At 39.8% G+C, this 12123-nt stretch carries 19 protein-coding genes; 7 read left to right on the top strand and 12 right to left on the bottom strand.

Going from position 1 to position 12123, the window contains the following annotated elements; genetic code table 11:
- From AB4Z17_RS32160 to AB4Z17_RS32135, 6 genes are all read right to left on the bottom strand, one after another.
- A partial coding sequence (locus AB4Z17_RS32160; protein ID WP_441964389.1) for a DUF7002 family protein occupies positions 1–201 on the bottom strand: 201 nt, incomplete at its 3' end.
- Between the two features lie 162 nt (positions 202–363).
- Positions 364–2793, bottom strand: coding sequence for a heavy metal translocating P-type ATPase (locus AB4Z17_RS32155; RefSeq protein WP_441964387.1), 2430 nt, complete (start codon positions 2791–2793; stop codon positions 364–366).
- A gap of 24 nt (positions 2794–2817) precedes the next feature.
- A complete protein-coding gene (locus AB4Z17_RS32150; RefSeq protein WP_076265772.1) occupies positions 2818–3018 on the bottom strand; it encodes a copper ion binding protein in 201 nt (66 codons plus the stop codon).
- Positions 3019–3247: 229 nt separating this feature from the next.
- Complete coding sequence (locus AB4Z17_RS32145) at positions 3248–3436, bottom strand: glycoside hydrolase family 19 protein (protein ID WP_441964385.1); 189 nt, start codon at positions 3434–3436, stop codon at positions 3248–3250.
- 31 nt (positions 3437–3467) lie between these two features.
- Positions 3468–3752 carry a glycoside hydrolase family 19 protein gene (locus AB4Z17_RS32140; RefSeq protein WP_441964383.1) on the bottom strand — a complete coding sequence of 95 codons (285 nt, stop codon included), beginning with the start codon at positions 3750–3752 and terminating at the stop codon, positions 3468–3470.
- On the bottom strand, positions 3718–3960 hold the full coding sequence (locus tag AB4Z17_RS32135; RefSeq protein ID WP_441964381.1) for a hypothetical protein: 243 nt from the start codon (positions 3958–3960) through the stop codon (positions 3718–3720). The genes AB4Z17_RS32140 and AB4Z17_RS32135 overlap by 35 nt, the downstream gene beginning before the upstream one ends.
- A 131-nt stretch (positions 3961–4091) precedes the next feature.
- Between AB4Z17_RS32135 and AB4Z17_RS32130 the strand changes: the two genes are divergently transcribed.
- Entirely contained in the window at positions 4092–4439 is a 348-nt protein-coding gene (locus tag AB4Z17_RS32130) for an EamA family transporter (RefSeq protein WP_441875486.1), read from the top strand.
- Between the two features lie 68 nt (positions 4440–4507).
- The gene (locus AB4Z17_RS32125; protein ID WP_441964379.1) at positions 4508–5431 is read left to right on the top strand and encodes a sugar phosphate isomerase/epimerase; all 924 of its coding nucleotides are present in this window, start codon (positions 4508–4510) and stop codon (positions 5429–5431) included.
- A gap of 49 nt (positions 5432–5480) precedes the next feature.
- Here AB4Z17_RS32125 and AB4Z17_RS32120 read toward each other — a convergent pair whose 3' ends face one another.
- Positions 5481–6095 (bottom strand): TetR/AcrR family transcriptional regulator, encoded by a 615-nt coding sequence (locus tag AB4Z17_RS32120; RefSeq protein ID WP_441964377.1) that lies wholly within the window; start codon positions 6093–6095, stop codon positions 5481–5483.
- Positions 6096–6267: 172 nt separating this feature from the next.
- Between AB4Z17_RS32120 and AB4Z17_RS32115 the strand changes: the two genes are divergently transcribed.
- Positions 6268–7029, top strand: a complete 762-nt coding sequence (locus AB4Z17_RS32115; RefSeq protein WP_430058767.1) for an SDR family oxidoreductase — start codon at positions 6268–6270, stop codon at positions 7027–7029.
- A gap of 101 nt (positions 7030–7130) precedes the next feature.
- On the opposite strand, the gene AB4Z17_RS32110 is transcribed toward AB4Z17_RS32115, so the two are convergent.
- Together AB4Z17_RS32110 and AB4Z17_RS32105 are read right to left on the bottom strand one after the other, a co-directional pair.
- On the bottom strand, positions 7131–7505 hold the full coding sequence (locus tag AB4Z17_RS32110) for a DoxX family protein (protein ID WP_441907482.1): 375 nt from the start codon (positions 7503–7505) through the stop codon (positions 7131–7133).
- Positions 7506–7753: 248 nt separating this feature from the next.
- The gene (locus AB4Z17_RS32105; protein WP_441964375.1) at positions 7754–8191 is read right to left on the bottom strand and encodes an RrF2 family transcriptional regulator; all 438 of its coding nucleotides are present in this window, start codon (positions 8189–8191) and stop codon (positions 7754–7756) included.
- 260 nt (positions 8192–8451) lie between these two features.
- On the opposite strand from AB4Z17_RS32105, the gene AB4Z17_RS32100 reads away from it, so the two are divergent.
- From AB4Z17_RS32100 to AB4Z17_RS32090, 3 genes are all read left to right on the top strand, one after another.
- Complete coding sequence (locus AB4Z17_RS32100; protein ID WP_441907480.1) at positions 8452–8607, top strand: hypothetical protein; 156 nt, start codon at positions 8452–8454, stop codon at positions 8605–8607.
- Positions 8608–8712: 105 nt separating this feature from the next.
- Positions 8713–8910, top strand: a complete 198-nt coding sequence (locus AB4Z17_RS32095; RefSeq protein ID WP_441964373.1) for a DUF6199 family natural product biosynthesis protein — start codon at positions 8713–8715, stop codon at positions 8908–8910.
- Positions 8911–9021: 111 nt separating this feature from the next.
- Positions 9022–9450, top strand: coding sequence for a VOC family protein (locus tag AB4Z17_RS32090; RefSeq protein WP_441907478.1), 429 nt, complete (start codon positions 9022–9024; stop codon positions 9448–9450).
- An 83-nt stretch (positions 9451–9533) separates the two neighbouring features.
- Here the strand turns inward: AB4Z17_RS32090 and AB4Z17_RS32085 are convergent, their stop codons facing one another.
- Entirely contained in the window at positions 9534–10070 is a 537-nt protein-coding gene (locus tag AB4Z17_RS32085) for a DUF1697 domain-containing protein (protein WP_441907477.1), read from the bottom strand.
- 221 nt (positions 10071–10291) lie between these two features.
- On the opposite strand from AB4Z17_RS32085, the gene AB4Z17_RS32080 reads away from it, so the two are divergent.
- Positions 10292–10585: a hypothetical protein gene (locus AB4Z17_RS32080; protein ID WP_441907476.1), complete on the top strand. Its 294-nt coding sequence runs from the start codon at positions 10292–10294 to the stop codon at positions 10583–10585.
- A 69-nt stretch (positions 10586–10654) separates the two neighbouring features.
- On the opposite strand, the gene AB4Z17_RS32075 is transcribed toward AB4Z17_RS32080, so the two are convergent.
- A complete protein-coding gene (locus tag AB4Z17_RS32075) occupies positions 10655–11554 on the bottom strand; it encodes a hypothetical protein (RefSeq protein ID WP_441907475.1) in 900 nt (299 codons plus the stop codon).
- Between the two features lie 128 nt (positions 11555–11682).
- A partial coding sequence (locus tag AB4Z17_RS32070) for a hypothetical protein (protein WP_441964371.1) occupies positions 11683–12123 on the bottom strand: 441 nt, incomplete at its 5' end.

The raw sequence follows: 12123 nt of genomic DNA, 5'->3' as shown, positions 1-12123 counted from the left end.
AATGACAACCGTATGTTCGAAATATTTAACTTCTTTGACCTCTGATCGCCGCTCGCCGATATGGAATGGATAAAGATGTTTGCTCGACCAAAGTGAATTATGATGTATGATCGCAGGCAAGTTCCTTACTCGTGTAAAATGGTAAAGGCTTTTCCTGCCTTTTGATTTTGTTATCGCTGAAACGATCGCTTTCTTATCCACTATGCCCCCACCTTCTGCCCATATGATTTCACGAATCCGATTGAATCATACCCATCATTAGAGTAAGAACATAGATACAAAAAAAAGGTTGCCGATGGCGACCTTTTTTAAGAACCAAATTTATTATGAAAATCAATTGATTAATATCGAATTTTTAGCTAGTTATACTTTCATCCGCTGCAAACGAAGTGCATTTAGCACAACGGATACGGAGCTAAGTGCCATAGCAGCGCCAGCGACCCATGGGGCTAACAATCCGATTGCTGCAATAGGAATACCCAACGAGTTGTAAGCCAGTGCCCAAAATAGATTTTGTCTAATATTGCCCATCGTTTTACGGCTCATAAAGATGGCATCAGGGATGCTATTCAGATCACCGCGCATTAGTGTAATATCAGCAGCCTCCATCGCAACATCTGTACCTGTACCAACAGCCATTCCAATGTCCGCCATTGCTAAGGCCGGTGCATCATTTATCCCATCACCAACCATCGCTACTTTTCTGCCTTGTGCTTGTAATTTCTTCACTTCTTCAGCTTTGCCTTCTGGAAGTACTTCTGCCAGCACATGATCAATGCCAACTTGCCGTGCGATAGCTTGGGCAGTTCGTTCATTGTCACCAGTAATCATAACGACTTGAATCCCCATTTGCTTCAAACGAGAAACGGCTTCTTTCGAAGTCTCCTTAATGGTGTCAGCAACGGCTACCATGCCTGCATAATGGCCATCAATCGCAAACAACATCGTTGTTTTTCCTGCTTGCTCTAGGTTGGACATTTGTTCAAAAGCATGCTCCGCTTGAATATTATATTTCCCCATCAGCTTCCGAGTTCCGGCTAATATCTCTTTGCCATCCACAATGGCCCGAATGCCATACCCAGGAATCGCTTCAAATTCATCAGCATTTGGAAGCTCAATGTCTTTAGCCAATATGCCGGATACAATTGCTTCCGCAAGTGGATGCTCTGAATTTTTCTCAGCAGCGCCGACGAGGCGCAAGAAAGCAGCTTCATCCATCGACTCCACAAATACATCCGTTAATTCGGGTTTGCCTTTGGTCACCGTTCCTGTTTTATCTAAAATAATTGCATCAATTTTATGCGTTGATTCGAGATGCTCGCCGCCTTTAAAGAGAACTCCGAGCTCTGCAGCACGACCAGAACCTGCCATAATCGACGTAGGTGTTGCAAGACCGAGAGCACACGGACATGCGATGACAAGAATCGCGATCGCAATCTCTAAAGCATTAGCGAAATCGCCAGGACTTATCCAGAAGTACCATACAACAAAAGCTGCAAGTGCGATTCCAACAACGATCGGTACAAAGATGCCAGAGATAACATCAGCAACACGCTGAATTGGTGCTTTTGAACCCTGCGCTTCTTCTACAACTTTAATAATTTGTGCTAAAGCCGTTTCTTTGCCGACCTTTGTTGCTTTCACTTTCAACCGACCATTTTTGTTAATCGTCGCTCCGATTACATGGTCGCCAATTTTTTTATCCACTGGAATGCTTTCTCCAGTCAGCATGGACTCATCCACCGCTGATGTACCTTCGATGACTTCACCATCCACCGGAACCTTCTCACCCGGTTTTACCAGCACAAAGTCTCCAGTAAGCACTTCCTCGACAGGAATCGTTAGCTCTTGACCATCACGAATGACTAACGCCGTCTTGGCTTGTAATCCCATTAGTGTCTTGATTGCTTCAGAAGTACGCCCTTTCGCCAAACCTTCAAATAATTTACCGAGAATAACGAGTGTAATTAAAACTGCGCTTGTTTCATAATACATGGATGGACTGTGGTGCATATTTCCAGACATCGTTGCCCAATCTATTGTCAGGTATAGGCTATAAAAGTAAGCAGCTGACGTGCCAAGAGCTACCAGAACATCCATATTGGCACTTTTGTTGCGTAGTGCTTTGTAAGCTCCAACATAAAAATGTTTTCCGACATAAAATTGAACCGGAGTTGCAAGTGCAAGCTGAAACCAAGGATTCATAAAAATTTCTGGCATCCAAATCCATGATGTAAATGAARAATGAGTCACCATGGACCAAAGCAGCGGCAGCGACAAGATGGCAGATATGAGAAGCTTGCGCTTTTGTTGTTTAATTTCTTTTTGACGATGCTCAGCCGGATCGCCAACCTCTTGTTTTGGCACTGCTTTGTACCCGAGTTTCTCGACTCGATTTTGCATATCTGACAAAGTGACATCTGAAGGATTGAATTCTACATGAGCAGTTTCTATTGCGAAATTAACGGTAGCATTCGTGATGCCAGGCAGTTTATTTAATGCTTTCTCGATTTTAAGCGCACAAGCTGCGCAAGTCATCCCAACTAGCTGCAAATCAACGCTTTCCTTAGCCGTGCTGTACCCAAGCTTCTGTATGCTTTGTTCCATATTTGCAATGTTTGTTTTGCTTGGATCATAAATTACTGTAGCGCGTTCCATTGCAAAATTTACATTCGCTTCCGAAACACCTTCAAGCTTATTTAATCCTTTCTCAATCCTATTCGCGCAAGCTGCACAAGTCATCCCAATAATTTGCAGGGAAGTTTGCTTCGTATCTGAGCTAGTCGCTTCCATGATGATCACCTCTTTTTTTCTCGATTAATGAACTTCATATCCTTGTTCTTCTATGGTTTCCTTGATCGTTTCAAGTGTTAGCTTACTTTCGTCGAATACAACTTGAACCGATTCACTCGCCAGATCCACTTTTCCTTGTGCACCTATCGTCTTTAATGCTCCTTCGATGGAATTAACACAGTGATTACAAGACATTCCTTCAACATTTAATGTTACATTTTTCATTGTTCATATCTCCTTTATGTGAAACATTTATTTTTATCTTCGTATTGAAAATACAATGTATAAGAAGTTTACTGCTCTTTCTCATAAACACACTATACCCCCCTACCGTATATTGTGTCAATCATTTTATCTATTTTCTTTCTATATTGTGTCATTGAACATTTGCTTACTCCATCTGAAACAGAGAAATTTGCATAAAATGCATAGTATGATATCTCTTTCGATTATTTCATTTAAAAGTTAAACTGGAAGAAATTAATAAAACACTTCTAACTAAGCACCATGATGGTAATGCCAACCCTGGCTGCTTTAAACCTTTTGCAATATCCTCTTTCGATGGCTTCCATTTGTTCACGATAACATCATGAGCTGATGGCTTAGGCGCCTGCGGTGTCATCCAAAATAAAATAGCAGTCATGAAACCAACCTTACCGTCCGCTGCGACGATTTCAGAGTGCTAGGAGGACAATTTTGTCTCCATAAATAATAGAGCTGAACAAGCCGTAGTTGAAATTCCAACTCAACATGATCGGTCCACGTCCATAATAACGTTTGCCCGATACGYCCGGATAGAGAGCACTGCTTGCTTCATCCACGAAAGCGGATTCATTTAAACCCGTTCTTCCAGCAATATTTTCATTCCAGAACAGTCCCCACTTCAGTTCACCGCCAGGTGCTGCAGCCCAGCCTCCGCCAGTCTCATGTGCAAGATTGGCAAGAAATGGCGAGCTCACGCTTACGATCTTTCTTAAAACCCTCCTTGAGGAATGTGCCAAAATCGATGACAACCGTTTCAATTTCTTTCTTCAAATTGTCTGGTGAATTAAACTCAGCCGAACGGAAGATTAATGTCTCGATTCTAGCATCCTTATCCAATCTATGTATTTCCTGAGCGCTGTTGTCTCCCTTGCGTGTGCTAACCTTTAACTTAAGATTTGACACCTCAGTTACAGCAGCGATCAGCGGTTTGGAAACAGTTCTTCGTATATTTTTTGAGGAAGAACTGCTTTAACCGCATCTACAGCTTTTTCAGGCGTATATTCTGGATCAATTCCATCCAGCTGGAGGTTCTTATGACTTATCTGTATAGCTTCGCGCTTTTATTTGGAGGATTGTTTGTAGTTAATTTTATTTTTTCTTATCAAGGGAAACATATTGAGCCCCAATTTTGGTCAACTTTAAAGTTCCAATTGCTAATGTTACCCTTCTTTTTAATGGCTAATTTATCAATTGGCTATGGTGTAAAGTATGGTCTCAAATCTTCCGGGAATCTTAGCTTTACTTTAGTAGCCGCTAAGTGTTTGGAAATTTTGATTTCGTTAATTATGGGGTACTTGTTTCTAAAAGAATTCCCCAATTGGAAAAACTGGGTTGGCTTAGTGATTATCGTTATTGGGCTGTTCCTTGTTAAACAAAAGTAGCCACTTCCATAAAAGAGAAAAATTTATGACTACTATAACAGGAAAATGGGGGTTTCTGTCGAATTGTAATGACGTCTATGGAAGAGGAGGAGATTTTCATCAAACAATTTATGATCGGGCAATACGGAGGATTCGATGACCGTAAATATGAAAAGGATTTTAGAGATAGTTTTTATGGGATTGAAGCATGTTTGTTCCATACCCATGAAGATTATTTAAAGCTTATTGAAGAAGCAAAAAAAAGAGGTTTTCATATCGGAGTACATTTTCCTATGCGAGCTAATGCTTCAAGACTAAGAGATGCATTAATTTTATCCTTAGATGATAAGATTAGAACTGACGCATTCAACAATATCGAAGAAGAGCTCAATTATTTAGCAACAGCCCCACTTGATTATATTTTATTCCATTATCCAAAACCAGTCCTATTGGATGACAGTGTCAACTGGGATACATGGAAATTTACGAATAGCACGGAATACATTTTAGAAAGCAATTATTCTTTCGAGCAATTCGTTGAAAAAAGCGAATACCTTTTTAACTGGCTTACAGAAAAAAGCGAGCAATATCATTTCACCCCATTACTGGAGTTTGACGCACTGAATAAGTATATCTATGATACGGATTTCTTGGAAAATTTGCTTTTAAAGTACCCAAAAATTAAGCTGTGCTTGGATACGGCAAGACTATTTCATCAAGAGAGTATAGATCCTTCGTTAGATGCAAGAAAAATATTTAGAAAGTATACGAAATATGCTGCTTCGATTCATTTGTCAAACATGCAAATTAACGATACCATTCAAAATAGACATCATCCTGCACTCCCCGAGCTCAGTCCCGATGAGGGATGGGCACCGATAGAAGATTATTTGAACATTATTAGAGAAGAAAATAATAAAGTAAGGATCATGTTCGAGCACAGGTCTGATCGTATTAGTAAGCAACAATTAGAAAGCTGTTACTTATGGGTAGACAGCATTCTAAATAAATAAGATTCACCTATAAGCTGCCATACTAGTAAGGGGCAGCTTTTTCATTGCCTTATGGAATGACATATGTACGCAAATTGAAAACCTGACTAGAAGCCATCGTTATTTTCAGCATCTGCCGTGAAATTTCTTCCTCGGTTTGCCGCATCCCATTTTGCAGCCAGTATTTATATATTCCTATAGCCCCTCCAACAATCCAGTTCACAAGCAGGTCTGATTCAATTTCCGGATTCTGCTGCCCAATCCGGCGTACTAATTGAAGCAAAGATTCAAACATTTGATCATGTAGTCGATCCGAGAAGTTAAGAACGCCATTTCCAAGCAGCATGATGCTATAGAAATCGGAATGTTTTTTTATATGACCAACGGATAGCCTGATCGTCTTCATATATTCAATGGACGGTCGCTTTGACGCTGGAAATTCTGTAACGCCTTCAATAATATCGGCGTATTCAGTTAGCACGTCTTCAATAAGCTCCATAAGGAGCTCATCTTTCGTTGAGAAATGATCATAGTAGGTCACGCGGTTTACACCCGCTATTTCTGTTACTTCTTTAATTTTTATTTGGTTATAGCTTTTGACAGCCATCAGTGATAACAGCGCTTCTTTGAGAAATGTGCGGGTGCGGACACCACGTACATCTAAGGTATTGTACACTTTTGTCATTTGCTCAGCCCCTCGTTCATACACATGCTTGTTGAACTAATTTATACCTTAAACGACATTTTGACTCGAAATGTCATAGTAATAATCACTTAACTTGTTATCCTAAGTATATACGACAGGACGTCGTCAAATAAAGTAAGAACCAATCTGCCTAGTCGAGAGGATGATACAAATGAAATTACAAGGAAAAACAGCCGTAATCACAGGTGCAGCGTCAGGTATGGGCAAGGAAATGGCTTTATTATTCGCACAAGAAGGTGCTCAAGTAGTTGTAGCAGATATTAATGAAGCGGCAGTAACTTCTGTTGTTGAGGAAATTAATTCATCTGGTGGACAAGCCAAAGGCGTAGTTACAAACGTTACAAAGGAAGAAGACGTTGCCCGAATGATTGACACTGCAGTAAATGATTTCGGCAAACTTGATATATTAGTAAATAATGCAGGTATTATGGATCAAATGCTGCCAGCAGAATCCGTTACCGATGAAATGTGGAACAGAGTAATGGACATTAACGTGACTGGTCCTATGAGAGCTATTCGCAAAGCTATTCCCCTCATGACGAAGCAAGGCCATGGCGTCATTATTAACACAGCCTCTGTCGGCGGTTTATTTGGTTCACGCGCAGGCATTGCTTACACGGCTTCCAAGCATGCTGTTGTTGGCATAACCAAAAATGTAGGATTCCAATATGGCAAACTCGGCATTCGATGTAATGCTATCGCGCCTGGTGCTGTTGCAACAAACATTGGTGCTGGTATGACACATGCTGATCCATTTGGTATCGAACAAGCAATGGCTGGTATGTCCTTACAGCGCGGAGAAGCGGCAGATCCGAAACAAATTGCGAGCGTTGCTTTATTTCTAGCTTCAGATGATTCTAGTTTTATCAACGGCACTGTAGTTACCGCAGATGGCGGTTGGTCAGCATACTAAAACACTAATGAACAGCAAAGGAGCCATCACTTGTGATGGCTCCTTGTTTGTTATTCACAATAGATATGAAGATTACGTAATTATGTTTACTCTAATACAGCTTAGTTAAACCCAGGAAAATCAGATAAATCGGATAGTCGGATAAAAAATAGTACAAACGATAAGACACCTACGAGAATGATTGGGAAAGTTTGTTTGAAAGAATCTTTTACACGTACATGAGTTAATGTACCTCCGATAGCTGTAACGCCAAGCAGTAACGCGCCAGCCGCTGCCCAGCTGTGCTCCCAGTATCCAATAATTAAAGCAATGGCAGCGATTAATTCAACGACACCCGTTACAACTCGGAACCATTGCGGCAATCCCCATTGCTTAAAGCCGTCAACATGCATCTTCGACCCCGATATTTTACCGAATCCCGCCATCAAAAACATCAAACCTAATAGTCCCTGCAATACCAACGCTAATATTTCCATTGTAGACTCTCCTTTTTTCTCGTTTAATGCAACCTATGAAGGCACATTATAAAACAGACTAAACTTTTCAAATATTTAATACTTACTGTGTTATTTCCGATTTAGGTCATACCCCCATAATCTTCAAAGTTAACTGTGCTTGTCATAAGCACATATAATACAAAAATAAAAGTGCAGTGTTAACTGCAACTCATTTAAGCACATTATAATTCGTTTCAAAACGTTTGACTAGTACTTTGTTGAAAAAATTAAACGACAAAAAAATCTACACGTTCCATCACATCATTAATAGTATATTGTCGAAGGTAATCAATCGTTTTTTGCTCAGCTTCAAACAGAATTTTTTCCAGCTCTACGTCCAGTTTATGGCCTGTTTCTCCACAATTGCCATCACCTTCTAGTCCAGCTGTACATGTATTTACTGCCGCGTAAATGTCGCCTAATGTAATTTCATTCGCTGTTTTTCTTAAAATATATCCGCCTTCTCTACCGCCCTTTGATTCCACAATGCCGGCTGCCGCTAATGCTTGCATGACTCTTCTCATAAAAGTTGCATGCGAATTCACCTGATTAGCAATCATCGCACTTGATAAGATGCTGCCGCTCTGCGCTAACCAGACAATGGAATGAACCGCTATTTTAAATCTAGGAGGTCCGATATTAACTCCACGATTTGCAGTACTCATATCACTCGCTCCTTCAGCCGCTTATGCGGCTTAAACATCATATTATGAATTGTATTTCTATTAAGCACATTATAAAGTAATGCATTTTCATGTTCAAGTTTCTCACCCCAATGACAGTCATACTTCTTTTTTCGCTTCTGTCTAACCTATAACTAGGCTAATGACATGAATCATTTGACTACGTAACAAACACCCAATCAACAAGTACCCATCCAGCATAAATTACACAGTACACAGAACGTAAGGAGGTGCATTGAAAAATGTCTGGTCACGTTGGTGGAGCTTTCTCGAGCTTAGGAATCATCTTAGTCCTCTTTATTCTCTTGGTGATTATCGCTTGCAGTTGCGGATTTGGCGGAGTTGGCGGATACGGTGGCGTTGGCGGAGTTGGCACTGGTTATGGTAAAGGGTACTAAACAGAAGGTCTAACCCGTATTGATAAAAGAAATACCGATCATCTTTTATTAACTTTCTTAATTCCTTCATTTAATTGCGAATACACAAATAAGGGGCTGATCCTTGTGGTATTGTTTGCTATCCTTTTTGTCATCATTGCATTCCTTAATATCTTCTTCCCTAAGTTCGGTTGGTACATGAGATACGGCTGGATGGTTAAAGGTAATTCAGAACCTAGCGATGCTTACATACTAATGAGCCGGATAAGCAGTATCATCATTCTTATTGTTTTTCTATTTGTTATCCTGCCTAGCCTTTTCTAAAATAACATCTTAATTTTCCAAAAAAAATTTGATTCCAGACCATCTAATGATACAATTGGAATGAAAAAATTGGAGCAAAAATGAGCCAATAATCATGAAGGAGTGAATAAAATGGCAGTTGATGTTTATTTGAATTTCAATGGGAATTGTCGTGAAGCGGTCGAATATTATGCGCAAGTGTTTGGGGCTGAAATTACAAATTTCACTACTTTCAGCGATATTCCACCAAACCCAGAATATCCCCTTCCTGCGGAAGCAAAAAACTTAGTCATGCACGCTCGCTTAAACATTTTAGGCAGCAATGTTATGTTTTCTGATGTATTCCCTGGAATGCCCTTTATTGAAGGAAACAATATAAGCCTTTCGATCGTCAGCAAAGATAAAGATGAAGTAACATCGCTTTTTCATAAACTGAAGGAAAACGGTACGGTCCTAATGGAACTCCAAGAAACGTTCTGGAGCAAATGCTACGGCCAAGTAAAGGACAAGCTTGGCATCTTGTGGCAACTGAACGTTGAAGATGAAGCAGCTAACGGTTAATAAACATTAATGTTAAAAAGGATTGGGGTCTATTCTTTTTATAAGAATAGTGCCCTATCCTTTTTTTCGTTCTAACACTGTACTTATTTTAATGCTTTTGCCATCGCATCAAGCTTCATAATTGTTTTCCAGTTTCGAGCTGTAGCTGGCATTAAACTTTGAAATTTTTTGGGCAGCTTGGAATCAAGAATACTGTTTCGATAAAGCACATAAATTTCTTTGCCGCTTATGTAATATTCATCACTGCCTACGTCTACATCAGGCAAATTATTAATTTGTTCTTGTGTAGGCGCTTCTTTTAATAAAGTGAGATGTATACTCTGACCTTCGGTTAGCTCAGCTGCATTGAATGGTGATTTATCAATAATGCTTACAAGTTCATCCGCCGTCCTCAGTATTACAGCGATATTAAATCCAAACACTTCACTAATCTGCTTCTCAATTGTCTCTTCAAGTTTGTTTGCATGCTCGTTTGATTCGAAAATGACATTCCCGCTGTTAATATACGTCTGCACATGTGCAAAGCCAAGCTCCTCAAACATTCGTTTAAGCTCAGCCATTTTTATCATATTATTGCCGCCAACATTAATTCCTCGTAAAAGTGCAAAATAAATACTCATCTACAAACATCCTTTCTTTTACGCTGCTGATGTTATTTGACATTTATAGTATAACTGATTTCACCATATATCAAGTACGCCAATATTCGTCAAACAATCTTATAAATCGTTCCTACCGTTTGACATACTTTTCTGATAAAATCGTATATCCTTGTCTTGTTCTTATGCAAGCATACACGCTAATATGACAATTATTTTTATAAAGAAAGAGGAGATGAACCATGTTGATCAAAAAGAAAAATGATATTGCATTTATTTTAGAAAACTTTAAGCAACTAGCCCAGTGGGATGCAACCGGTCAAAAATTTTATTTTGTATTCGCAGATCGCAAACGTGGAGGACAGTGGACTCTAATGAATAACAGTGAGGATCGATTTAGCATACATGGATTAGGTGAAGATTACATGGATGAGCAGGAGCATTTCTTTGATGAGTCTAACCAAATACACTCATTCTTATGGGAAAATCGAGCTGCTTTTAATGCCGCCTTAAAACCTGCCACGATGTGCAGCTAGACGTAGGTTAACATAAATAACACAAAACACACCTTTTTAAGCGTGTGTTTTGTGTATTGATTCTATAGATTATTTCTTAAAGCTCAGCCGCTGTTGAAGCAGCGCAGCAAGGTCCCCCGCATCATCCCATATCATTGGCCTAATGGACTCCGGCTGAACGCACAGCTCGTCCTCCTGTGTACTATTCATCGTCCACACGACCTCAACATTTGCGCCAAGCGCATACCCAGCTGCAAAATAAACCTCCGGTGAATGACTTGTAATATCCGCAATGATAAGCTTGCTTTCAGCCAGCTTCGTTATGGAATGATTTTCATTGCCGCCTGTATCTGATTGTTGAAACATAAACGGCAAATAACCAAACTGCTCTAATTTCGGAAATACATGCTCAAACCATTCCGCTCGCAATGGCTGATTGTCTGGGAGCAGTACACCGCAGGTTTTCAACTTCCTTCCACCTGCTCTTGCTGCTGCTTCATTCCATCCTTTCTCTGTAAGCTTAAAAGTAATGCCTTCTCTAACAATCAATTGAGCTTCCCTTAGTTTCTCCACAATGTACACGAGCTCTTGCAGGTTTGGAGAATAAGTTAAATTAAAATTTTGCGAAAGCGGCTGAATGACGATCGGTTGTCCAGGATCATCGGAATGCCGATATAAATATTGAAGAAGCCGTGCTTCTTTATCTTCAATTGTAAGCGGAATATTTGGTGCTTTCTCAATCGTTTCCAAGTCATCAATTGTTAGAGTAATCTTTTCACCACAATCTATTTGTTCTCTAATGTACCCCGATATAATGGGAAAACGTTTATTTTTTATAGGATAGGACAATGAGTTAATAGCAAGGTAACTATCTCTTAATAAACTGTAATAACTTCCCGGTGCGCAGTTGCAGCCCAAATAGCGCTCATACTCACCTTTTTGTTCGATGGGTACGATCTCAGAACAGAATAAGCAGCGTTTCTTTTCCATGATCATATAACCTCCCTGTTTACATATCTTTCGCATATCTTATATGAATTCAGGGGCATAACGTCATTAATATTTATTAATATGGCTGGTAATATTTTCTGATCATCCATTTGACTGCTTTGCCCATTCTAATCTTCATGCCTATTTCCGCACTTATTATGCTTGCATTCTGCGCATCGTTCAGTACGATCTTCCGAGTAATTAGCTTGTTCACGATTTCGAATCATGCGGTATAATGCCTCAGTTTCCCCATTCCAACAATCAATTTCACGATAGATGTCCACAAGTGGCGGCGGGGATTCTTTTTCATATGACAACTCACTAAATATTTCGGTTTCTCGCCTGTCTATTCGATATTTTTGATCACCTTGTGATAAATAATGCGAGTAGCCGCTTATTTTCACAATAACATGAAGAATCAACGCAGAAATAAGCATAACCATTCCGGATTTCACATTATCCGTCAAGCATAGCACCAGAATGGAGAACAAAATTGCGGGAAAAATGAAAAGAAGCGAAAAAAGATGAATGATCAGCTTCAAAAATAAAGTCCCTGCATTATGCATCGC

The sequence above is a fragment of the Paenibacillus sp. TAF43_2 genome, from assembly GCF_052113545.1.
Taxonomy (GTDB): domain Bacteria; phylum Bacillota; class Bacilli; order Paenibacillales; family Paenibacillaceae; genus Pristimantibacillus.
This window is presented reverse-complemented; position numbering and strand designations above follow the sequence as displayed.

Excerpts from the sequence above, each read along its gene's own strand:
- AB4Z17_RS32150 (WP_076265772.1), bottom strand. The coding sequence starts at position 3,018 with ATGAAAAATGTAACATTAAATGTTGAAGGAATGTCTTGTAATCACTGT.
- AB4Z17_RS32145 (WP_441964385.1), bottom strand. The coding sequence starts at position 3,436 with ATGACTGCTATTTTATTTTGGATGACACCGCAGGCGCCTAAGCCATCA.
- AB4Z17_RS32130 (WP_441875486.1), top strand. The coding sequence starts at position 4,092 with ATGACTTATCTGTATAGCTTCGCGCTTTTATTTGGAGGATTGTTTGTA.
- AB4Z17_RS32125 (WP_441964379.1), top strand. The coding sequence starts at position 4,508 with ATGACGTCTATGGAAGAGGAGGAGATTTTCATCAAACAATTTATGATC.
- AB4Z17_RS32120 (WP_441964377.1), bottom strand. The coding sequence starts at position 6,095 with ATGACAAAAGTGTACAATACCTTAGATGTACGTGGTGTCCGCACCCGC.
- AB4Z17_RS32115 (WP_430058767.1), top strand. The coding sequence starts at position 6,268 with ATGAAATTACAAGGAAAAACAGCCGTAATCACAGGTGCAGCGTCAGGT.
- AB4Z17_RS32110 (WP_441907482.1), bottom strand. The coding sequence starts at position 7,505 with ATGGAAATATTAGCGTTGGTATTGCAGGGACTATTAGGTTTGATGTTT.
- AB4Z17_RS32105 (WP_441964375.1), bottom strand. The coding sequence starts at position 8,191 with ATGAGTACTGCAAATCGTGGAGTTAATATCGGACCTCCTAGATTTAAA.
- AB4Z17_RS32100 (WP_441907480.1), top strand. The coding sequence starts at position 8,452 with ATGTCTGGTCACGTTGGTGGAGCTTTCTCGAGCTTAGGAATCATCTTA.
- AB4Z17_RS32090 (WP_441907478.1), top strand. The coding sequence starts at position 9,022 with ATGGCAGTTGATGTTTATTTGAATTTCAATGGGAATTGTCGTGAAGCG.
- AB4Z17_RS32085 (WP_441907477.1), bottom strand. The coding sequence starts at position 10,070 with ATGAGTATTTATTTTGCACTTTTACGAGGAATTAATGTTGGCGGCAAT.
- AB4Z17_RS32080 (WP_441907476.1), top strand. The coding sequence starts at position 10,292 with ATGTTGATCAAAAAGAAAAATGATATTGCATTTATTTTAGAAAACTTT.
- AB4Z17_RS32075 (WP_441907475.1), bottom strand. The coding sequence starts at position 11,554 with ATGGAAAAGAAACGCTGCTTATTCTGTTCTGAGATCGTACCCATCGAA.